Annotated in this window: 19 protein-coding genes; 4 read left to right on the plus strand and 15 right to left on the minus strand. The window is 56.2% G+C overall.

What is annotated here, in order from left to right; translation table 11 throughout:
* Window positions 1–21 precede the first annotated feature (21 nt).
* From KVT28_RS13865 to guaB, 3 genes are all read right to left on the minus strand, one after another.
* Window positions 22–798, minus strand: coding sequence for a DUF3750 domain-containing protein (locus KVT28_RS13865; RefSeq protein ID WP_008108318.1), 777 nt, complete (start codon window positions 796–798; stop codon window positions 22–24).
* 169 nt (window positions 799–967) lie between these two features.
* Window positions 968–2,548, minus strand: a complete 1,581-nt coding sequence (gene guaA / locus KVT28_RS13870; RefSeq protein ID WP_101763498.1) for a glutamine-hydrolyzing GMP synthase — start codon at window positions 2,546–2,548, stop codon at window positions 968–970.
* A 72-nt stretch (window positions 2,549–2,620) separates the two neighbouring features.
* Entirely contained in the window at window positions 2,621–4,087 is a 1,467-nt protein-coding gene (gene guaB, locus KVT28_RS13875; RefSeq protein WP_101763497.1) for an IMP dehydrogenase, read from the minus strand.
* Between the two features lie 169 nt (window positions 4,088–4,256).
* Here guaB and xseA point away from each other — a divergent pair, with 169 nt between their 5' ends.
* The 4 genes from xseA to KVT28_RS13895 all read left to right on the plus strand — a co-directional run bounded on the left by xseA (window position 4,257) and on the right by KVT28_RS13895 (window position 7,302).
* On the plus strand, window positions 4,257–5,630 hold the full coding sequence (gene xseA, locus KVT28_RS13880) for an exodeoxyribonuclease VII large subunit (protein WP_110866471.1): 1,374 nt from the start codon (window positions 4,257–4,259) through the stop codon (window positions 5,628–5,630).
* A gap of 49 nt (window positions 5,631–5,679) precedes the next feature.
* Window positions 5,680–6,705, plus strand: a complete 1,026-nt coding sequence (locus KVT28_RS13885; RefSeq protein WP_192233017.1) for a M4 family metallopeptidase — start codon at window positions 5,680–5,682, stop codon at window positions 6,703–6,705.
* Window positions 6,690–7,016 (plus strand): protealysin inhibitor emfourin, encoded by a 327-nt coding sequence (locus KVT28_RS13890; protein ID WP_217548974.1) that lies wholly within the window; start codon window positions 6,690–6,692, stop codon window positions 7,014–7,016. The genes KVT28_RS13885 and KVT28_RS13890 overlap by 16 nt, the downstream gene beginning before the upstream one ends.
* A 103-nt stretch (window positions 7,017–7,119) precedes the next feature.
* A complete protein-coding gene (locus KVT28_RS13895) occupies window positions 7,120–7,302 on the plus strand; it encodes a general stress protein (RefSeq protein ID WP_045814915.1) in 183 nt (60 codons plus the stop codon).
* A gap of 87 nt (window positions 7,303–7,389) precedes the next feature.
* Here KVT28_RS13895 and KVT28_RS13900 read toward each other — a convergent pair whose 3' ends face one another.
* From KVT28_RS13900 to pbpC, 12 genes are all read right to left on the minus strand, one after another.
* Window positions 7,390–9,828 carry a glucose/quinate/shikimate family membrane-bound PQQ-dependent dehydrogenase gene (locus tag KVT28_RS13900; protein WP_101763493.1) on the minus strand — a complete coding sequence of 813 codons (2,439 nt, stop codon included), beginning with the start codon at window positions 9,826–9,828 and terminating at the stop codon, window positions 7,390–7,392.
* 327 nt (window positions 9,829–10,155) lie between these two features.
* On the minus strand, window positions 10,156–10,383 hold the full coding sequence (locus tag KVT28_RS13905; protein ID WP_101763492.1) for a zinc ribbon domain-containing protein: 228 nt from the start codon (window positions 10,381–10,383) through the stop codon (window positions 10,156–10,158).
* A gap of 94 nt (window positions 10,384–10,477) precedes the next feature.
* A complete protein-coding gene (gene der / locus KVT28_RS13910; RefSeq protein WP_101763491.1) occupies window positions 10,478–11,968 on the minus strand; it encodes a ribosome biogenesis GTPase Der in 1,491 nt (496 codons plus the stop codon).
* A 178-nt stretch (window positions 11,969–12,146) separates the two neighbouring features.
* The gene (gene bamB, locus KVT28_RS13915; RefSeq protein ID WP_110866466.1) at window positions 12,147–13,328 is read right to left on the minus strand and encodes an outer membrane protein assembly factor BamB; all 1,182 of its coding nucleotides are present in this window, start codon (window positions 13,326–13,328) and stop codon (window positions 12,147–12,149) included.
* 19 nt (window positions 13,329–13,347) lie between these two features.
* Entirely contained in the window at window positions 13,348–13,965 is a 618-nt protein-coding gene (locus KVT28_RS13920; protein WP_101763489.1) for a YfgM family protein, read from the minus strand.
* Between the two features lie 39 nt (window positions 13,966–14,004).
* The gene (gene hisS, locus KVT28_RS13925; protein ID WP_217548976.1) at window positions 14,005–15,279 is read right to left on the minus strand and encodes a histidine--tRNA ligase; all 1,275 of its coding nucleotides are present in this window, start codon (window positions 15,277–15,279) and stop codon (window positions 14,005–14,007) included.
* Window positions 15,280–15,384: 105 nt separating this feature from the next.
* Entirely contained in the window at window positions 15,385–16,506 is a 1,122-nt protein-coding gene (gene ispG, locus KVT28_RS13930) for a flavodoxin-dependent (E)-4-hydroxy-3-methylbut-2-enyl-diphosphate synthase (RefSeq protein WP_101763487.1), read from the minus strand.
* 38 nt (window positions 16,507–16,544) lie between these two features.
* Window positions 16,545–17,561, minus strand: coding sequence for a cytoskeleton protein RodZ (gene rodZ, locus KVT28_RS13935; RefSeq protein ID WP_110866463.1), 1,017 nt, complete (start codon window positions 17,559–17,561; stop codon window positions 16,545–16,547).
* Window positions 17,551–18,285 carry a type IV pilus biogenesis/stability protein PilW gene (gene pilW / locus KVT28_RS13940; protein WP_217548978.1) on the minus strand — a complete coding sequence of 245 codons (735 nt, stop codon included), beginning with the start codon at window positions 18,283–18,285 and terminating at the stop codon, window positions 17,551–17,553. Before pilW ends, rodZ begins: the two co-directional genes overlap by 11 nt.
* A gap of 75 nt (window positions 18,286–18,360) precedes the next feature.
* Window positions 18,361–19,530: a bifunctional tRNA (adenosine(37)-C2)-methyltransferase TrmG/ribosomal RNA large subunit methyltransferase RlmN gene (locus tag KVT28_RS13945; protein ID WP_007884898.1), complete on the minus strand. Its 1,170-nt coding sequence runs from the start codon at window positions 19,528–19,530 to the stop codon at window positions 18,361–18,363.
* A 188-nt stretch (window positions 19,531–19,718) separates the two neighbouring features.
* Entirely contained in the window at window positions 19,719–20,150 is a 432-nt protein-coding gene (gene ndk / locus KVT28_RS13950; RefSeq protein ID WP_084936146.1) for a nucleoside-diphosphate kinase, read from the minus strand.
* A 168-nt stretch (window positions 20,151–20,318) separates the two neighbouring features.
* Entirely contained in the window at window positions 20,319–22,643 is a 2,325-nt protein-coding gene (gene pbpC, locus KVT28_RS13955) for a peptidoglycan glycosyltransferase PbpC (protein ID WP_217548980.1), read from the minus strand.
* Window positions 22,644–22,645 lie beyond the last annotated feature (2 nt).

Consider the following 22,645-nt stretch of genomic DNA (forward strand, 5'->3'; position numbering starts at 1 on the left):
GGCCCCAAATCGGGGCCATTTTTAGGGATTGTCTCGCTGCACATTATTCTGACCGATGCCGCCGATAAACGGCAGACGCAGCCTAAATGGTGTGAAATCCAGCCCCATGTTTAATCCCAGCAAGTTCACTTCCAGCCCCTCTTCCGCGCCAACCGTCACACCCAACACGCCCAGCAGGGAAAGCTGCACGCCGCGACCTGAAGGTGGTAAACCTACCGGATTAAGCAGCGAGCGATAATCTTTGCCGAGCGCGTTAGCCGGCAGGTCGAGCTTCAATGCCGGAACCTCGCGGCCGATATGCGCCATAAAAGTATTGCTGTTGGGTCCCGGCCAGGCGTGATACGTGGTCGGCCAGGGATAGGATTTAATGGCCGCTTCGATCTGCGGAATCATCGCTTCTGCGCTACTGCCGCGATGGTCAACCAGCAGACGCGGCTTCGCACCGTACCAATAACCATCGGGAAGATTGCTGTTACGACGCACTTTATCGCCGCTGCCCCAGCTAATCACTTCGTAACGGTTATAGCGGGTTTCACCGGCGCGCTTGAAGATAATCCACGGATGCACCGCCACCGCGCCCTTCCAGCCATAAGTCGGCGCAGCATAAACCTGCACGATAGCTTCTGCCGCATAACGCTGCGGATCCGGTGCGATACCGGCCGAATCGCGCCTTGCTGATGCCCAGCCACCGCGTTCAGAGGTGAGCTCACCGCTTCGCGTTGCCTGCGCCAAGCTCGCGCCTAATGAAAGCAAGATGATGCAAAGAAAAGAGATCAGTACGGCTTTGAAAGGCAACATCGACGGCATCCTGATGAGTAAAAATTACTCGCTATCTTGCATCGAAACGGGGGCGTTTGTATTCACGAACTATGCGATACATTTAGCCGCATGATTTGCCATCAGAAGGTTTGAAAAAAAAGCCCGCAATTAAGCGGGCTTCGTTTTTACGCAGTAATCAAAGCAGGATTTATTCCCACTCAATCGTCGCAGGTGGTTTACCTGAAATATCATAAACCACGCGGGAAATGCCGTTAACTTCGTTGATGATGCGGTTAGAGACGCGGCCGAGGAAATCGTACGGCAGGTGCGCCCAGTGCGCTGTCATGAAGTCGATGGTTTCCACCGCACGCAGTGAAACAACCCAATCATATTTACGACCATCGCCCATCACGCCAACAGAACGTACTGGCAGGAACACGGTGAACGCCTGGCTGACTTTGTTGTACAAGTCAGCTTTATGCAGCTCTTCGATGAAGATAGCGTCTGCACGGCGCAGCAGGTCGCAGTACTCTTTCTTCACTTCGCCCAGCACGCGCACGCCCAAACCTGGACCTGGGAACGGATGACGATACAGCATGTCGTACGGCAGGCCGAGTTCCAGACCGATTTTACGCACTTCGTCTTTGAACAGCTCTTTCAGCGGCTCAACCAGGCCCATCTTCATCTCTTTCGGCAAACCGCCCACGTTGTGGTGCGATTTGATCACGTGCGCTTTACCGGTGGCAGAAGCCGCCGATTCGATCACGTCAGGATAGATGGTGCCTTGTGCCAGCCACTTCACGTCTTCCAGACGCAGCGCCTGCTCGTCAAACACCTCTACGAATACGCGGCCGATGATTTTACGTTTGGCTTCGGGATCGTTCTCGCCCGCCAGCGCATCAAGGAAGCGCGCTTCTGCCGCAACGTGCACGATGTTCAGACCGAAGTGGTCACCGAACATTTCCAGCACCTGCTCAGCTTCATTCAGACGCAGCAGGCCGTTATCCACGAACACGCAGGTCAGACGCTCGCCGATGGCGCGATGCAGCAGCATCGCGGTCACAGAAGAGTCCACGCCGCCAGACAGACCGAGAATCACTTTGTCATCGCCAACCTGCTGACGAATACGCTCAACCGCATCTTCGATGATTTTGGCTGGCGTCCACAGCGCTTCACAGCCGCAGATGTCACGAATGAAACGCTCAAGCATGCGCAGGCCCTGACGCGTGTGCGTCACTTCCGGGTGGAACTGCACGCCGTAGAATTTCTTCTCTTCGTTAGCCATGATGGCAAACGGACAGGTTTCGGTGCTGGCAACGGTTTCGAAACCGGCTGGGATGGCGGTGACTTTGTCGCCGTGGCTCATCCAAACGTCCAGCAGCGGTTTACCTGCTGCGCTAATCGCATCTTCGATGTCACGCACCAGCGCGCTCTGAGTCAGCACTTCAACCTGCGCATAACCAAATTCGCGCTCGTTAGAGCCTTCAACCTTGCCGCCCAACTGCATCGCCATGGTCTGCATGCCGTAGCAGACGCCCAACACTGGCACACCCGCGTTAAACACGTATTCCGGCGCACGCGGGCTGTTCAGCTCGGTGGTGCTCTCCGGACCGCCAGAGAGAATGATGCCGTTCGGGTTAAACTGGCGAATTTGCTCTTCGGTGACATCCCACGCCCAGAGTTCGCAGTAAACACCCAGCTCGCGCACGCGGCGCGCAACCAGCTGCGTATACTGAGAACCAAAATCGAGGATCAAAATGCGATGTTTATGAATATTTTCAGTCGTCATTGAGGCGTTTCCATTGGGATGGACTTAATAATAAAAGCGCCCGGCGGGTGCCGGGCGCTAAATTTTACGGGATTATGAACCCATGCGGTAGTTTGGTGACTCTTTGGTGATGGTCACGTCATGCACGTGGCTTTCATTGATGCCCGCGCCGCTGATACGCACGAACTCCGCTTTGGTGCGCAGATCGTCAATGGTCTGGCAACCCGTCAGGCCCATGCAAGAGCGCAAGCCGCCCATTTGCTGGTGCACGATCTCTTTCAGGCGGCCTTTATAGGCCACGCGGCCTTCGATACCTTCCGGTACCAGTTTGTCAGCGGCGTTATCGCTCTGGAAGTAACGATCTGAAGAGCCTTTAGACATCGCGCCCAGTGAACCCATACCGCGATAAGACTTGAACGAACGGCCCTGATACAGCTCGATTTCGCCCGGAGACTCTTCGGTACCAGCCAGCATAGAACCGACCATGACGGCCGCTGCGCCTGCTGCAATCGCTTTAGCGATGTCGCCAGAGAAGCGGATGCCGCCATCAGCGATAACCGGAATGCCGGTGCCTTCCAGCGCGGCAACCGCATCAGAAACCGCGGTGATCTGTGGCACGCCAACACCAGTGACGATACGCGTGGTACAGATTGAGCCAGGACCGATCCCCACTTTCACCGCGCTCACGCCGGCCTGCGCCAACGCCAATGCGCCTGCGCCGGTGGCAACGTTGCCGCCGATGATTTCCAGGTTCGGGTATTTTGCACGGGTTTCACGAATACGCTGCAGCACGCCTTCAGAGTGACCGTGTGATGAGTCAATCAGCAGCACGTCAACACCGGCAGCAACCAGCGCATCAACGCGCTCTTCATTGCCCGCACCGGCACCAACAGCAGCGCCTACGCGCAGACGGCCTTCCGCATCTTTACACGCGTTAGGTTTACGTTCGGCTTTTTGGAAGTCTTTAACGGTGATCATGCCCAGCAGGTGGAAGCTGTCATCAACAACCAGCGCTTTCTCAACACGTTTTTCATGCATTTTGTGCAGCACAACTTCGCGTGCTTCACCCTCTTTCACCGTTACCAGGCGCTCTTTAGGGGTCATCACCGCGGAAACTGGTAAGGTCAGGTCGGTAACAAAACGCACGTCACGGCCCGTGATGATGCCCACCAGCTCGTTGTCGGTGTTCACGACCGGGTAGCCGGCGAAGCCGTTACGTTCGGTCAGCTCTTTCACCGCCGCCAGCGCGGTGGTTGGCAGCACGGTTTGTGGATCGGTAACGACGCCGCTTTCGTGTTTTTTCACCTTACGAACTTCATCCGCCTGGCGCTCAATTGACATGTTTTTGTGAATAAAGCCCAAACCACCTTCCTGCGCCAGCGCAATTGCCAGACCGGCTTCGGTCACGGTGTCCATTGCAGCGGAGAGCATGGGGATGTTCAGACGGATGTTTTTCGTCAGTTGAGTGCTGAGATCAGCGGTGTTCGGTAAGACAGTGGAGTGAGCGGGAACGAGCAGAACGTCGTCAAATGTGAGGGCTTCTTTAGCGATTCTTAACATTGCAATATCTCCACCTGGGGGCGATTAAAACAGATAAAATATTGCCGCGGCATTATACAGGCCGAAACCGATTGCCTCCAGTGTTTTTTCAGAAAAAGTCTTGATCCTCGGGGCAAGCAATGTAGTATCAGTTGATTAACCCTCTGATTTAAAATTTGATCTACATCACATGTCGCTACCGCCAACCGCCAATATTTTTACCGTCAGCCGCCTGAACACCACGGTGCGCCAACTGCTGGAAAATGAGATGGGCCTGGTGTGGCTCAGCGCTGAAATTTCAAATTTCACTCAGCCCTCTTCCGGTCATTGGTACTTCACGTTGAAGGATGATGGCGCACAAGTGCGCTGCGCGATGTTCCGCAACAGCAATCGTCGCGTCACCTTCCGTCCTCAACATGGCCAGCAGGTGTTAGTGCGCGCCAGCATCACGCTGTATGAGCCGCGCGGCGATTATCAGCTGATTATCGAAAGCATGCATCCGGCCGGTGAAGGCTTGCTGCAGCAGCAATTCGAGCAGCTGAAAGCGCGTTTAGCCGCGGAAGGCTTATTCGATCAACAGTTCAAACAGCCGCTGCCGGATCCAGCGCGTCAGGTGGGCGTGATTACCTCCGCCACCGGCGCGGCGCTGCACGACGTGCTGCGCGTGCTGCATCGACGCGATCCTTCACTGCCGGTGATTATCTATCCCACCGCGGTGCAAGGCGTGGATGCGCCGGCTGGCATTGTGCGTGCCATTGAGCTGGCTAACCAGCGCGATGAGTGTGACGTGCTGATTGTCGGTCGTGGCGGCGGTTCGCTGGAAGATTTGTGGAGCTTCAATGACGAGCGCGTGGCGCGGGCGATTTTTGCCAGCCGCCTGCCGATTGTCAGCGCCGTTGGGCATGAAACCGATGTCACTATCGCTGACTTCGTAGCGGATTTACGTGCGCCGACGCCGTCTGCTGCGGCAGAATTGGTGAGCCGTAATCAGCTTGAACTGTTGCGCCGTTTGCAGTCGCAGCAGCAGCGCATGGAGATGGCGATGGATTTCTATCTGGCTCAGCAGCAGCGTCGTTTCACGCGCATTCAGCACCGCTTGCAGCAGCAGCATCCACAGCTGCGTCTGGCACGCCAGCAAACCGCGCTCTTCCAGCTGCAGCGCCGTCTCGGTGAAGCGATGGACCAGCGCATGCGTGTGGCCAATCGTCAGCAGGATCGCCTGCTGCAACGCCTTAACGCCCAGCAGCCGCAGGGACGTATTCTGCGCGCTCAGCAGCAGCTCCAGCAATGGCATTATCGCTTACAGCAGGGCATGGAGAAGCAGCTCAATCACAATCGTCAGCGCTTTGGCACGCTGGCGGCACAGCTGGAAGGCGTGAGCCCGCTGGCGACGCTGGCGCGTGGCTTCAGCGTAACCACCGACACCCAAGGTCAGGTGGTGAAGAAAACCCAACAGCTGAGCAAAGGCGACTTGCTGCGCACCCGGCTGGACGATGGCTGGGTGGAAAGCCAGGTTACCGCACTCGAACCGCAGAAATCCCGGAGCCGCAAAGCGCGTTCATAGCGGGAAAACTATACTTCTGGCATGTACCTCAATGGCCAGGAGTTTTTTTATGTCTTACAGCGTTATTCCTCCCTACATTCTGCGCAATATCATTGATAACTGCTCCGGCGCGCAGCAAGACTATGCGCGCCGCACCCTCACCCACGTCCAGCACTTGATGGGCGAACATAACGCTAAACCAGCAAGCACCGCCACCGCTCAGCCAGGCACGGTGCTGCGTGCTATCTATGACGCCGAAGGGACGCAAAATCTGCCCGGCACGTTGGTGCGCGAAGAAGGCCAGCCGGGAAATGGTGATGTTGCAGCAGAAGAAGCCTGGAACTATCTCGGCATTACCTACGATTTCTTCTGGCAAATCTACCAACGCAACTCGCTGGACAATAAAGGCCTCAAGCTCGATGGCACCGTGCATTACGGCAAGGAGTATCAGAACGCCTTCTGGAACGGGCAGCAGATGGTGTTTGGTGACGGCGACGGCGAGATTTTCAATCGCTTTACTATCGCGCTGGATGTGGTGGCACACGAGCTGACGCACGGCGTGACAGAAACCGAAGCGGGATTGATCTATTTCCAACAGGCAGGCGCGCTGAATGAATCGATGTCTGACGTGTTTGGTTCGCTGGTGAAGCAATTTCACCTCAAGCAGAGCGCCGATCAGGCCGACTGGATTATCGGCGAAGGGTTACTGGCGCAGGGCATCAACGGGCGCGGATTGCGCTCGATGTCGTCACCGGGAACGGCCTACGATGATCCGGTGCTGGGTAAAGATCCTCAACCGGCCGATATGGCGCACTATATCGAAACGCGTGACGACAACGGCGGCGTGCACCTCAATTCTGGCATTCCCAATCGCGCTTTTTACCTCGCCGCCAAAGCGCTGGGCGGCTTTGCGTGGGAGCAGGCCGGTCAAGCCTGGTACGACACGCTGTGCGACAAAACGCTGCCACAGGATGCCGATTTCAGCACCTTTGCGCGCTTTACCGTGCAGCACGCCAATCAACGATTCAACAGCTCAGTGGCGGAAAAGATCCAATCCGCCTGGCAGCAGGTAGGCGTAACATGGACATCCAACTGACCGATGACGCAATCATCGAGCTGGCGCGGGAAGGCGGAATCGCTTTTATCCCTAAACTGCGCGGCGAACGGCGCTTTGCGCTGGCGGAACTGCCGGAACCGCAAAAGCAGCGCGTCTGCGAAGTACTGGAACAGGCAATGCCCTTGGGGGAAACGGAAGATCAGGCGGCAAATGTCGGTCGTGGCGATCAGCGTTACTACCGCATTCAAATCACCTATGCTACCCATCGCGAAGCGGGAAGTTTCGTGATTTTAATTCCCGAACAACTGGCGCCCCCCGAGCTGCAATCGCTGTGGCGAGACGGTGAATAGGTTATCGGAGATCTCTCAAGGCAGAGCGTAACTGATTGACTATACTCATTATGTGGCTAGCTAGTCCACGTCGAAGAAAACACCCTTAGATGAGGTCTCTGCTATGACACAAAAAAAGCAACGAGGTGGTGCCGGGAACTTTGCAGAGGACCCGGAGCGCGCCAGGGAAGCCGGTAGCGCTGGCGGCAAAGTCAGTGGGGGTAATTTCAGAAACGATCCTGAAAGAGCCAGGGAAGCTGGAAGAAAAGGAGGTCAAAAAAGCCGTCGCCCTTCTAAGCAGCAGTAATTAAGGTGCCTTAAAGGAAGAGATGTGCCACGGAGGGTGATAAAAAAAAGGCCGACATCATGATGTCGGCCTTTCTCTTTTTTTAACTTACTTGCTGTCTGGCAGCGCGTAAGCAATCACGTAATCACCACGGTCTGGCGACTGACGTGCACCGCCTGCGGAGATCAGGATGTACTGTTTGCCGGTTTTCGGCGAAACATAGCTGATTGGCCCCCCCTGGCTGCCGACTGGCAGACGTGCTTTCCACACCTCTTTACCGGTTGAGCTATCGAAAGCGCGCAGATAGTAATCCTGCGTACCCGCGATGAACACCAGGCCACCCTGCGTTGCCAGCGTGCCGCCTAAGGTCGGCATACCAATTGGCATTTTCGCGCGCATTTTGATACCAAACGGACCGGTATCTTCTACCGTACCCACTGGCACCTGCCACACGATCTGACGGGTTTTCATGTCAATCGCTGACAGCGTACCGAACGGCGGAGCCTGGCACGGAATGCCCAGCGGCGACATGAAGCGGTTTTTGTTCACCGCGTACGGTGTACCTTTCAGCGGAACCGCACCCATACCGGTGTTGATGGCTTCACCACCGTTGCTGGCCGCCGTTTTGCTGGTGTCTTGTGGGATCATCTGTACCCACAGGCCCAGACGCATGTCGTTAACGAACATGTACTGGTTGTTCGGGTCAAACGAGATACCGCCCCAGTTCATACCACCCAGTGAACCTGGGAAGCTGAGGGATTTATCGGTATCCGGCACGGTGAACAGACCATCGTAACGCATGCCTTTAAAGGCAATACGGCACGCCAGCTGATCAAACGGTGTTGCCCCCCACATATCCGATTCCGTCATTTTCTGGTTGCCGATATTTGGCATTTCCACAGAGTGCGGCTGAGTTTTGGTGTACTGCTCGTTCGGGATGTGACCCTGCGGCATCGGCAGCTCTTCAACTTTGGTCAAAGGCTTGCCGGTCAGGCGGTCCAGCACCCAGATCATGCCGGTTTTCGCGCCGATAACGACGGCTGGCTTGTTAGTGCCATCCTTCATCGGGAAGTCGACCAGGCTCGGCTGCATTGGCAGGTCGAAGTCCCACAGATCGTTATGCACGGTCTGATAAACCCACTTCTGCTTACCGGTGGTGGCATCCAACGCCAGGATTGATGCGCCGTAAGTGTGATCCAGTTTGGTACGGTTCGCACCCCACAGATCCACTGACGAGCTACCCATCGGCAGGAACACGGTGTTCATTGCCGGATCGTAAGACATTGGCGCCCATGAGTTTGGCGTACTGCGGGTGTAATTTTTACCCGGCATCAGCACCGCATTGGGGTCGTCGTTGCCTGGGTCAAACGCCCAACGCATCTGACCGGTGATGACGTCAAAACCACGCAGCACGCCGCCAGGCATGTCGGTCTGTACGTTATCGGCGACACGACCACCCACAACAACAGTGGTACCGGCCATCGCTGGCGGTGACGTCAACTGATATTGCGGATCTGGCGCACTGCCCAGACCGGTTTTCAGGTCAACCACACCGTGCGTACCGAAGGTGTCGCACAGCTCACCGTTGTCGGCGTTGATAGCAATCAGACGCGCATCAATGGTGTTCATCAGAATACGACGCTGACAGGTGTCGCCAGCAGGCAGCACAGCGGCAGTAACCGGCGTTGAACCCGGCTCGGTTGGCTGCTGCAGGGGTTTAGTCGCATCGAAATAGGCTAAGCCACGGCAGCGGTTCCACACTTCTGCCTGCGCGTTGATTTCGCGTTTCCAGATTTCCTTACCACTGTCTGCGGCAACCGCAATCACATTGTTATGCGGGGTGCACAGGAACAGCGTGTTGCCCACCTGCAGCGGGGTTTGCTGATCTTCCGCACCGTTACCGGTTGGGCTGATTGGCGTATCGCCAGTGTGGAAAGTCCAGGCAACCTGCAGATCTTTCACGTTATCGCGGGTAATCTGATCGATGGCAGCGAAGCGGTCGCCACCCGGCGTACGGCCGTAGCTGCTCCAGTCTTGCTGAGGTTTTGATTTATCGACCGGAATCAGCGGCAGCTGTTTACCGTCAAATGCCACGGTAGGATGCGGCTGGAACATCTGCACGAAAGTCGCCACCATGCCCACCACGATCACCGCAGACAGCACATAAGAGACTTTTGCCAGGGAGCTTTTGCCTTCGCTTTTACGCAGGGCTGGCCAGGTGAGGAATGCAAACAGCATCAAGCCGGCCGGCACCATCAAGCGCGAGACCAGCGGCCAGAAATGCAGGCCTGCATCATACAGTGACCAAATCAGCGTGCCAGCAAACACCAGAATAAACAGGGTGACGGCGGATGATTTGCGACGGAAGAACTGAATGGCCGCCAGCAACATAACGATACCGGCGATGAGGAAGTACCAGCTGCCGCCCAGCGCGACCAGCTTGCCGCCGCCGATTGCGAAGAACAAGCCGATTGCCAGCAAGACCAGGCCAAACAGTACGGACCAGATGCTCAGCCCTTTGCCGGGACGAGCGGAATTTTCTGCCATAACAAAAACTCTCCTGAAAAAATAAAGCGCTGGCGCCGATAAATCTGTGGCAGCCGATGACAAGGCCCCAGCCGCAGCGGGAGACAGGAACTATTCCGTTACGCTTTATTTTATATCTATTGATACGGGTGCAATGCCCGTGATTCGGCGCTTGTGAGCGAGGACACAACGTAGGTGAGAGTGATTCTCGCGACAAGGCGGCAGGATTGTACCACTTGGTACAATAAAAAGTGAATATCCATAACGCGGCAGTCACTGGTTAATAGCATTTTTGCTACAAATCCAGGCGTAACTGGTTAATAACTCTAGGCGTGGAATCCGGAGTTTTTAATCTGCGATGAAGGCAGGCGTAAATTCGACGCGCTTTTTCGAGATTAGACCGTCGCCGTGCTGACAAAAGTAGTCGACAGCGCCACAGGCTTTCAGCACTTGTAACGGCTGATGGCAATCCGGGCATAAGGCGATACGATCGAAATGACGTTCACAATTGGGGCAGTCAAAACCGGTTTCACTGAGAGTGAGTGGTTGCTGACAGGTTGGGCAGGAAAAGTTCATCCATTATCCTCTGCGCTTTGGATGGCGGCCGCCATAAATGGCGCCACTACAAGTTACAGGTGAAAAAAAAGGGCCCTGCTGGGCCCTTCTCATCTTAACGCTTGTTCTTCTTCAGATGCGACATCAGACGCTGACGTTTACGCTGCTGCGTTGGCGTCAACAGGTTGCGTTTGCCCGCGTACGGGTTATCGCCTTCTTTGAACTGAATGCGAATCGGCGTCCCCATAACGTTGAGTGAACGACGGAAGTAGTTCATCAGGTAACGCTTATAGGAATCAGCCAGATCTTTCACCTGGTTGCCGTGAATCACCACAATTGGCGGGTTATAACCACCGGCGTGCGCATACTTCAGCTTCACGCGGCGACCCCGCACCAACGGCGGTTGGTGATCGTCGGCGGCCATGGTCATAATGCGCGTCAGCATTGCGGTGCCCACACGTTTGGTAGAGCAGTCGTACGCTTCGGTCACCGATTCGAACAGGTTGCCGACGCCGCTGCCGTGCAGGGCGGAAATAAAGTGGATGCGCGCAAAATCGATAAAGCCCAGGCGGAAGTCCAACATCTCTTTGACTTCATCTCTGGCTTCCTGCGTCATGCCATCCCACTTGTTGACCACGATCACCAGTGAGCGCCCACTGTTCAGGATAAAGCCGAGCAGCGAGAGATCCTGATCGGAGATTCCGGCACGGGCATCAATCACCAGCATTACCACGTTAGCATCTTCGATCGCTTGCAACGTTTTGATAACTGAGAATTTTTCGACGGTTTCGGTGATTTTACCGCGCTTACGTACGCCAGCGGTATCAATCAGGACATACTCACGTCCGTCACGTTCCATCGGAATATAGATGCTGTCGCGCGTGGTGCCCGGCATGTCGAAGACCACGACACGGTCTTCGCCAAGAATGCGGTTAGTTAGCGTTGACTTACCCACGTTCGGGCGGCCAACGATAGCGAGTTTGATTGGCAGTGTGGTTGGGTCGAAATCTTCTTCTTCCTCTTCCTCCAGCGCCTTCTCACTCTCTTCTTCTAAATCGGCCCAATAAGCAGCGTTCTCTTCTTCTTCAGTGAGCTCGACTTCTGGAACGATTTCTTCCATCCACGGCAACAGTGCGGTTTCCAGCAGGCTGTTAACGCCGCGGCCATGCGAAGCTGCAATGGCGTGAATCTCGCCTAAGCCCAGCGCATAGAAATCCAGCACCGCCGCTTCCGGGTCGATACCGTCAGTTTTGTTGGCGACAACAAAGGTGGCTTTCTCACGGGCACGCAGATGATTAGCGATTTGCTGATCCGCCGGCATTACGCCCGCGCGCGCATCCACCATAAACAGCACCACATCGGCTTCTTCAATCGCCAGCAGCGACTGCTCCGCCATGCGGTTTTCTACGCCCTCTTCGGTGCCATCAATACCGCCGGTATCAATAACAATGAATTCGCGCCCTTCCACTTCGGCGCGACCATATTTGCGATCGCGAGTCAGTCCAGGAAAATCCGCCACCAGCGCATCACGTGTGCGTGTTAAACGGTTAAATAGCGTAGATTTTCCCACATTGGGACGCCCAACCAGCGCGACCACAGGTACCATAACACTTGCCTCAGTTTTTAAAATAATTCGCCCGAATGGCGTGATTATAACGACATTTGACGCCAGGCGTCAGGCTGAAGGCGCAAAGAATACCATGCCTGACTAAAAACGAAACGGCCCCTGACGAATCAGGAGCCGTGTAAGCGAGCGGGAAACGCGTTCCCGCAGAGCCATATCCTTAACGGGTGATGGCGTAAACTTCTCCGCCTTTCGCCTGGATCAGCAGCTTGTCACCGGCAACCACCGGTTCAGTCTGGAAGCCATCGCTGTCCAGTTTCTGCTGCGCCACGAAGCGGCCGTCAAGGGTGTTAATCCAGTGCAGATAACCTTCGCTATCACCGACAACCAGATAACCGTTGAACAGCACCGGCGAGGTCAGATTACGATGCAGCAGATCGCTTTGACGCCAGATGGCTACGCCACCATCAGCATTCAGGGCAATCACGCGGTCATCCTGATCGACCAGATAGATACGACCCGCATCCACCACCATGTCTTTCACGCCGCCAATCTCACGTTTCCACAGCACCTGACCAGAACGCAGTTCCAGCGCGGTGAGGTTACCGTTATACGCCAGCGCATAAACCACACCGTTTACTACGACTGGCGTAGTATCGACGTCGCTCAGGCGATCGATTTCCGTGGCGCCGCTTGGCTGCGAAATACGCTGCTGCCAAATAAGCTGACCTTGATTGACGATGACTGCGCTCACGCGGCCATTATCGCCACCCACAATTGCGCCACCAAAGGCCACGGTCGGGGCTGATTCACCGCGCAGTGACAGCGCAGGCATATCAAGATTAACGGTCCATTTGATCACGCCAGTGCTCTGATCAAGGCCTTGCAACATACCGTTGCTGGTGTGAACCAGCACTAAACCGTCGCTCACCACCGGACGCGACAGCGCTTCACCGGCGACCTTGGTCTGCCAGGCAATGCCACCATCGCTGGTATTCAACGCAAATACCTGACCACGTTCGCTACCGATGTAGATGCGATCGCCGCTGGCGGTGACGCCGCCAGAGAGCAGTGCCGAGATGTTTTTCGAGAAGAAGCCGGTTTTCTCAGAGAGATCGACTTTCCATTTCTCTTTACCATTGCTGGCATCAAGCGCTTTAACCACACCAAAACGATCCGCAGCATACACGGTACCGTCCAGCCAGGCTGGATGCAGATTGGAATAGAAATCACCAACGCCATCGCCAACCGAGGTGCTCCACGCGGTCTGCGGCGTAAACTGGTTTTCCACTTTAGGCAGCGGGGCCATTTTCACTACATCTTCTTCGCCGCTGAACAGCGAGCAACCGCTGAGCAGAGTGACTGAAATCAGCCCTGGCAGCAGGTATTTACGTAATTCCATGTGCGCTCTCTTGACTGGCTTAACTTAAGTTATTCATCTTCATCTGCAGCATTTGCTTCAGCGCAGGAGAGGCCTGCGATTCAGCACCTTTGCTCCAGGCATCACGCGCGCCCTGCTTATCGCCTTTGCTCAGCAGTGCTTCGCCACGAATGTCCGCCACAATGGCTGTCCAGCCATCACCTTTAACATTGTTAAGGGTAGAAAGTGCGGCATCGGCCTGACTTTGCTGCAACTGAATGCGAGCCAGACGCAGGTTAATCACCGCCTGCAGGTTGGCATCTTTGGTATCTTTCAGCCCACTCTGTAACAGAGTGATAGCTTTATCGAGCTGATTAGTTTCAACATACTGCTTAGCCAGATCCAACGAAGCCAACGCACCATAGGTGTTGTTGTTTTCGCTGGCGAAAGTGGCGACCGCTTCCAGCGAATCAGGCTTGTCCGCCTGCATCGCACTGGTCAGCTGTTGATATTCGGCTGATGCCGCTTTATCGGTGCCTTCCTGATGACTGGACCAGAAACGCCAGCCACCCAGCGCAGCGATACCGATGATTACGCCAACGGCCAGGAATTTGCCATTGTTGGCAAAGAACTGACGCAGCGCGTCAACTTGTTCGTTTTCGTTGCTGTAAACTTCCACGCAATCCCTCTCTTTAAAATGGCTGTTGCAGTGCTGCGCTTACTGCAGCAGCGTGCGCAACGTTGCTGCGGCGTCGCTCTGAGCCAGCGTCTGTTGATCGCCGGTACGCAGGTCTTTCACCACAACCTGGCCCGCTTTCACTTCATCTTCGCCCAGCACCAGCGCAATGCGTGCGCCCCACTTGTCTGCACGGGCAAACTGCTTCTTGAAGTTACCGCCACCAAAGTTGGTCATCATCTTCAGTGCCGGATCAGCATCACGCAGTTTTTCCGCCAGTTGCATCGCGGCGGACTGAACGCCCTGCCCCGAAGCGATAACATAGACATCAACAATGCGCGTCGGTTCAAATTCTGGATTAACCGCTTGCACCAGCAACACCAGACGCTCCATACCCATCGCAAAACCAACCGCTGGCGTGGCACGTCCACCCAGCTGTTCAACTAAACCATCGTAACGTCCGCCGCCGCACACGGTGCCCTGCGAACCGAGGCTGCTGGTCACCCATTCAAACACGGTACGGTTATAGTAATCGAGGCCGCGCACCAGACGCTGGTTAATGCGATAGTTAATGCCCGCGTCGTCCAGCAACGCACACAGGCCGCTGAAGTGCTCGCGTGACTCCTCATCGAGGAATTCGCCTAGCGTTGGCGCATCGTTTAACAGTTTCTGGATGTCAGGATTTTTGCTGTCGAGCACGCGCAGTGGATTGGTGTACATGCGGCGTTTGCAATCTTCGTCGAGTACGTCCTGATGTTGCTCAAGGAATGCTACCAGCGCGCTGCGATAGTTGGCACGCGCGTCCAGCGAACCGATAGAGTTCAGCTCCAGATCAACGTGCTCGGCAATACCTAACGCTTTCCACCAGCGCGCGGTCATCATGATCAGCTCAGCATCTACGTCCGGGCCTTGCAGGCCGAAGACTTCGACACCCATCTGGTGGAACTGGCGATAACGACCTTTCTGCGGGCGCTCGTAGCGGAACATCGGGCCGGTGTACCAAAGACGCTGTTCCTGATTGTACAGCAGACCGTGCTCGATACCGGCGCGCACGCAACCTGCAGTGCCTTCCGGACGCAGCGTCAGGCTTTCGCCGTTGCGGTCTTCAAAGGTGTACATCTCTTTCTCAACCACGTCGGTGACTTCACCGATCGCGCGGCTGAACAACGGGGTGTGCTCAACGATTGGCAGACGGATTTCACTGTAACCATAGCTGGCCAGCACCTGCTTAAGGGTGCCTTCAATAAGCTGCCAAATCGCGGTATCTGCAGGCAGGTAATCGTTCATCCCGCGAATCGCTTGAATATTCTTCGCCACGTTAGAATCTCTTAAGACAAAAAAACCTGAGCGGCATCATACCTTATGAGGATGAAACCGCACAGGTTCAATCACAAACTGGCACGCGACAGGCGCGCACCACGATTATTTTTCCAGCTGCTGCACGTTGATACGGCGGCTTTCATCCAGCATGCTGGCTTTAGCGCGAATACGCGCTTCCAGCTGGTCGATCATGTCGTTGTTATCGAGACGATCGCGCTGGCGCACACCATCTTCGTAGAAGCCGCTTTTCTTGGCTCCGCCGGTCACGCCGAGGGTAGAAACTGTCGCTTCACCCGGACCGTTCACCACGCAACCGATAATGGAAATATCCATCGGCGTAATGATGTCTTCCAGCCGCTCTTCCAGCGCATTGACCGTTCCGATGACATCAAACTCCTGACGCGAACAGGTCGGGCAGGCAATAAAGTTGATGCCGCGGGAGCGGATGCGCAGAGATTTGAGGATATCGTAGCCGACTTTCACTTCTTCAACCGGATCGGCCGCCAACGAAATACGCAGCGTATCGCCGATGCCTTCGGCCAGCAGTAAACCTAAACCGATCGCCGATTTCACGGAACCCGCACGCGCGCCGCCCGCTTCGGTGATACCGAGGTGCAGCGGCTGATCGATGGCTTTCGCCAGCAAACGATAAGATTCAACGGCAAGGAAGACGTCAGAGGCTTTGACGCTCACTTTGAACTGATCAAAGTTGAGGCGATCGAGGTGATCCACATGGCGCATCGCGGATTCGAGCAGCGCCTGCGGCGTTGGCTCGCCATATTTTTCCTGCAGATCTTTTTCCAGCGAACCGGCATTAACGCCGATACGGATCGGAATATTGTAATGACGCGCACAATCCACCACCTGGCGAATGCGCTCATTGTTACCGATGTTGCCTGGATTGATACGTAAACAATCCACGCCATATTCAGCGACTTTCAGTGCGATGCGATAGTCAAAGTGAATGTCCGCGACCAGCGGCACGTTGACTTGTTGCTTAATCAGTTTGAAGGCTTCAGCCGCATCCATAGTGGGAACGGAGACGCGCACGATATCAACCCCGACGCGCTCAAGCTGGCGAATCTGGTTAACGGTGGCGTCCACGTCAGTGGTGCGGGTGTTGGTCATTGACTGAACGGCGATGGGCGCACCATCGCCAACTGGCACCTTGCCGACGTAAATCCGTGTTGATTTGCGACGGATGATGGGTGCTTCGTTATGCATATTCTCTCTCCACAATTACCCGGAAAGCGCGCTGCGCGTTATTGCGCACCCAGCGTCAGACGGGCAACCTGGTTATTACGGATAAAACGACTTAAATCAACGGGCTGATTCTGATATTGCACGTCAACCGCACCCGGTGCGCCAATTTTCAGACGATACGGAGCCGTTCCGGACAAACTCAGCTTACCGCCGCTACGTTGCAAACCGCTGAACAACTTCTTGCCGGTCGCATCGCTGACTTCCAGCCAGCAGTCGGCTTTGAAGTTCATTACGATGGCATTCGGATCGCCTGCCGGTTGGCTGACTGCCGCATTCGCGGTAGGCATTTGACCAGCAGGAACGCTGTTCGCTGGCGCCGGAGAGGTCGCCGCAGGCGGCGCTGTATCAATCGGAGCCTGGCTTGGCGAAACCACGGCGTTGTCGCTGCCGGTGGTTTGCGCATTGTTGCTCATGCTCGACGCAGGTGCGCCGGCGTTGCTTTCAGGCGTGGCCGCTGCGCCAGCACCGTTATCGACTGGCGTACCGGCAGCGTTAGTGTCCGCATCGGTATTGCTGTCGGTGCTGTTGTCGCCCAATGGAATGGACTGGCTATTGTCGCCGCTGCCGTTTTGATCGGCCATCGACACCAAATCAGCCTGTGATGCTTTATGGTTCTGCCACCACCACGCACCGGTCAAACCGACTACGACGAAAACCACCAACCAGGTGAAGATCATCAGCCAGCCATCGCGCTTTTTACGACGCTTACCCAATGAGAAGCTCTGCATCGGCTCGATCCTGGCAGCGCGCACCGGAGCCTGTTTTGCCATCATCGGCAGCAGGTCATCTTCCGGCACATGCACCAGACGGGCATAAGAGCGAATGTAACCGCGCAGGAATGTCGAAGCCAAATCAGCTGGTGATTTATCCTCTTCAATATCACGCACGGTAGTAAGTTTCAGGCACAGGCGTTCAGCGACGTTTTGCTGGGTCAGCCCCATCTGCTCACGGGCCAGACGCAGGCGTTCACCTGTGGAATGTACTGCAGAATTCTCTTGAGTGGCTTCAGTATTCATTAGCTAAATAACGCTGGTACTGTATCGATTGTGGAAAACTTCGCGCCAACCGGTCGCCATAACGTGTAACGTCAGCAGCGTTTCCCTGTTGCGCGGCGAAACGTATCTGTAACCACAGGCTCTCTGCCGTTGCGGGCAAACGCTGGTGGTACACTTCTAAAAGCAGCGGAACCGACTGCTGTTCCTGCTGTTCAAGCCGCCTTTCCACTTCCCTCAGCAGTTGACTGCCCTGCTCCGGTGCGGCATCCAGCGCGTAACCTAACTGCTCGCGCGCTGCGGCACTCTCATCAGCCTGCAGGTAACAATAGCCCGAAAACAGGAATGCATCCTGACGAGCATCGATTTCCTGCGCCTCAATTGCCAGCTTAAACTGTTGATGCGCTTCGTCATACTGCCTTAAACCGCAGAGAAACGCACCGTAATTGTTAGCCACATAACCATTCAGCGGCGCTAACTGCTGCGCCTGCTGATAGTGCCAGCGGGTTTGTGCGCTGTTCTGCTGCGCCTGCGCCACACGGGCCAGGGCCAACGGCACGCGATAATCTTTCGGCGCTGCCTGCTGAGCACGCAATAAATTGCGCTGTGCAGCGGCATAATCCTTCACCGCCAGATAATGCAATCCGAGCTGCAGACGGATATCCGCTGCACTCTGCTTAGCAGGGTGATTGACACAACCGGTTACAACAAAGCCAACCAGAATCGCGGCGGGTAATCCTTTACGCATTTCAGTCTCTCCATGAAAAATATGTGGAGAGACTGACATGAGTTACGCCCGCTGAATATCAGCAGGCGCTGGCTTTCAGAGCGCCTTCACAGAGATGGCTTCGCCCGCCATTTTCTTACGTAGCGTGCGCTTGGTACGGTCAATCACATCGCCCGCCAGCTGACCACAAGCGGCGTCGATATCATCACCACGGGTTTTACGCACGATGGTGGTGAAACCATAATCCATCAGTACTTTGGAGAAGCGGTCAATACGGCTATTGGAGCTACGGCCATACGGCGCGCCCGGGAACGGGTTCCACGGAATCAGGTTGATTTTGCACGGCGTCTCTTTCAGCAGTGCCGCCAGTTCATGCGCGTTGTCGGTGCTGTCATTGACGTGATCCAACATCACATACTCGATGGTCACACGGCCCTGATTGGCGTTGGACTTGCCGATGTAGCGTTTGACCGCCGCAAGGAAAGTCTCGATGTTGTACTTTTTGTTGATCGGCACGATCTCATCACGAATCGCATCGTTCGGCGCGTGCAGTGAAATCGCCAGCGCTACGTCGATCATGTCGCCCAGCTTATCCAGCGCCGGCACCACGCCTGAGGTTGACAGCGTAACGCGACGTTTTGACAGGCCGAAACCGAAGTCGTCCAGCATGATATCCATCGCCGGCACCACGTTGTTCAGATTCAGCAGCGGTTCGCCCATGCCCATCATCACCACGTTGGTGATCGGGCGCTGACCGGTAATTTTCGCAGCACCGATGATTTTCGCGGCGCGCCATACCTGGCCGATAATTTCTGATACGCGCAGGTTGCGGTTAAAGCCCTGCTGCGCCGTCGAACAGAATTTGCACTCCAGCGCGCAGCCTACCTGCGAGGAGACACACAGGGTTGCGCGATCCGCTTCCGGGATGTAGACGGTTTCAACCAGCTGGTCGCCCACGCGAATCGCCCATTTAATGGTGCCATCGGTGGAACGCATCTCTTCCGCCACTTCCGGCGCACGGATTTCAGCGCGCTGCATCAGCTTACCGCGCAGCACTTTGTTGATGTCGGTCATCTGCTCGAAATCATCGCAGCAGTAGTGGTACATCCACTTCATGACCTGATCGGCACGGAACGGCTTTTCGCCCATCTCAAGAAAGAATTCGCGCATCTGCTGACGGTTAAGATCCAGCAGGTTAATTTTTTCGTTTTTTGGGGAAACAACCACGGGGGAAGCGGACGACGGCGTCACAATCTGTTCGGACATAATGTTCTCTGGCCTCGTTGTTACACGTTACGGCTCTGGTTAATAGTAGGAAAAAAACAGCGCCCTCGCTGAGGCTGGCTCAACAAGGGCGCATAATTGTACTACATCTGCTGCATGATGCCAGGGGAACCGTTTAACAGAGGTTGAACAGCTGTAAAGACGGGTGTCCGCTCAGGCCATCAACGCACTTAGCGAGTGCGTGGGCAGACTTCGTTTTCTGCGAAGAAGTAGGCGATTTCGCGTGCTGCAGATTCAGCAGAGTCAGAACCGTGGGTCGCGTTCTCGGTGAAGCTGTCCGCGTAATCCGCACGCAGAGTCCCTGCCAGCGCGTTGTCTGGGTTAGTTGCACCCATCAGATCGCGGTGACGCTGAACGGCGTTTTCGCCTTCCAGTACAGAAACCACAACCGGACCAGAAGTCATGAATTCAACCAGACCATCAAAGAATGGACGGCCGTTGTGCTCAGCGTAGAAGCCTTCAGCCTGCTCTTTAGTCAGGTGCAGCATTTTTGCGCCAACGATTTTGAAGCCCGCGCTTTCAAAACGGTTATAAATTGCACCAATCACGTTCTTAGCGACGGCGTTTGGTTTCACGATTGAGAAAGTACGTTCGATTGCCATGTTGACCTCTAGTTAGCATCCTGAAGAATCCGGGAGCTCCTCCCGGTAAGAAAACGCGCCGATTATAGGGATATCGCAGCGCGTTGCCTATTAGCGATTTGCGGAATTATTGAAAATAATTGATTTTTGTCGGGGCGCGCAGGCAAAAAGTATGCCATATCCATGCACTTAACCGCGGATAAATGACACCGATGAGAGTTGCCCCGCTTCATCCATCACCACCAATTGATAACTGCCCGGCTCATCCAGCACCAGCGCCGCACTCTTATTACTCGCGTCCCGCTCAAGCGGCTCTCCGTTTAAGAACCACCAGCGCTGCTCACCTTGCCCGCCCTGCACCGCAACCGGCATCACCAGCACTACTTTACCCGGCAGCGGCTGTACGCGCTGGCCGTTGATCACACCAGTAATCACCATCGGTGGCGCATTGCCCTGATTGCGCGGCGGACAAGCGGGATCGATCGGCGGCAAGCGCTGCGCACGGCGTTCAGCAACCGGCAGCCAGGGTTCAAGCGGCAGCGGCCACATCAGGCGCTCCCTACTTTGTGCATCCGGGCAATCGGCCGCCACACGCCATCCCCGGCTGTTCTGCCAGTAGCGCTGACGCAAGCCATTGACGCCTTCCTGCCCCGGCGCCAGCAGCGTCGGTGGCACAGTTTGATTCAACACCCAACTCTGACGACGCTGGCGACAGTTCTCGTCGCCGGGAGGCAACGGCTGACCGCCAGGCCAGCAAATGCTCATGGCGCTGACCGCAAGCGGACGCGGATCGCGCGGCGCACCGCTCACCGGCATGTGTCCCGCCAGCACATTATTGACCTGATTCATCACCGGCACCGCCGAGGCAAAACCAAATTGCCCGGCGACCGGCGTGGCATCCGGCCGCCCAACCCACACGCCAATCAGATAGCGCGACGTGATGCCAATCGTCCATGCATCGCGATAGCCGTAGCTGGTCCCGGTTTTCCACGCCAAAGGCGCGATCTCCGGCACCGCGCCGCTGGCCGGAGGTTGCGCCGCGCCAGCCAGAATGCGCCGCACAATCCATGCTGCGCCCGGCGACAACAGCGGCCTCTCCTGCAGCGGCTGTGTCGTCAGCCAGCGCAACTGCGCCGCATTGCCGTGACGGGCAAAGGCGCTGTAGGCCGCCACAATCTCATCCATGCGCGCGCCGGTGCCGCCCAGCACTAGCGACAGATTGGGCTCTGCGCCAGCGGGAAAGCGCAGATTCAATCCCACGTTACGCAAGCGCGCGGCGACGCTTTTGGGCCCCAGCGCATCCAGCAACTGCACCGCCGGGAGATTGAGCGATCGCTCCAGCGCAGCGCTGGCGCTCACCGGTCCGTGAAAGCCCGAGTCAAAGTTGCCGGGACGATAGTCACCGAAGCGGCGCGGCACATCCTGCAGCAGTGATTCGCCATGAATCAGCCCATCATCCAGCGCCATGCCATAGACAAAAGGCTTCAGCACCGATCCTGGCGATCGCACGCTCGAGATCATATCGACGTGACCAAAACGGCTGTCGTCATTGAAATCCACCGATCCGACATAGCCGCGCACTTTCATGTTTTGGTGATCCACCACCAGCAGCGCCAGCGAGGTGCGCGGCGGTAAGTTGTTTTTCAGCGACGTCGCCAGATTCTCCAGTTCGCGCTGCAGCGACACATCAATGGTTGAGGTGATTTTGGTATCGGGTGACAGCGACAATAGGCGTCGGGCCAGCAGCGGTGCACGTTGCGGCATTTGGCGCGGCGGCAGCCACACCGCTTCTTGTTTGATATCGGCGACAACCTGCGCTGACCAGACGTGATATTGCGCGAGGCGATCCAGCACTTTATTGCGTGCTGCTTCGGCGCGCTGAGGCCAGCGGTCCGGACGCAGGCGGCTTGGTGCCTGTGGCAACACCGCCAGCAGCGCCGCTTCACCTTGGGTGAGCTGGGACGGCGGTTTCCCCAGCCACATCCAGCTCGCCGCGCCAACGCCCTCCACCGTGCCGCCAAAAGGGGCGCGATTGAGATACAGCGTGAGGATGTCGCGTTTTGAGAGATGATATTCGAGCTGCAGCGCGCGCCACGCCTGCACCACTTTGCCGCGCAGAGTGCGCGGTTGCGGATCGATAAGTCGCGCCACCTGCATGGTGAGCGTGCTACCGCCGGAGACCACGCCGTGATGCAGCACGTTCTGCCCGACGGCACGCACAATCGCCATCGGATTGATGCCGGGATGATGCCAGAACCAGCGATCTTCGTAGGTCAGCAGCGCCTCGATATAGGCAGGCGAGACATCCTCCAGCGTCACCGGATAGCGCCAAATGCCTTGCGGGTCAGCAAAGCGCCACAGCGGCGTACCGTCTTCGGCCACCACCACGCGCGCCGGCTGTAACTCATGCAGCGGTAGCGGTGTAAGGCGATCCAGTAGCCACAGCGCGGCCAGCAGCAGCAGTAAAAAAAGCGGCAGCCAGCGCCACCGCTTTAGTCGCTTACTTCCAGACATCA

The organism is Pantoea sp. GbtcB22 (assembly GCF_019091025.1).
GTDB lineage: Bacteria > Pseudomonadota > Gammaproteobacteria > Enterobacterales > Enterobacteriaceae > Pantoea > Pantoea leporis.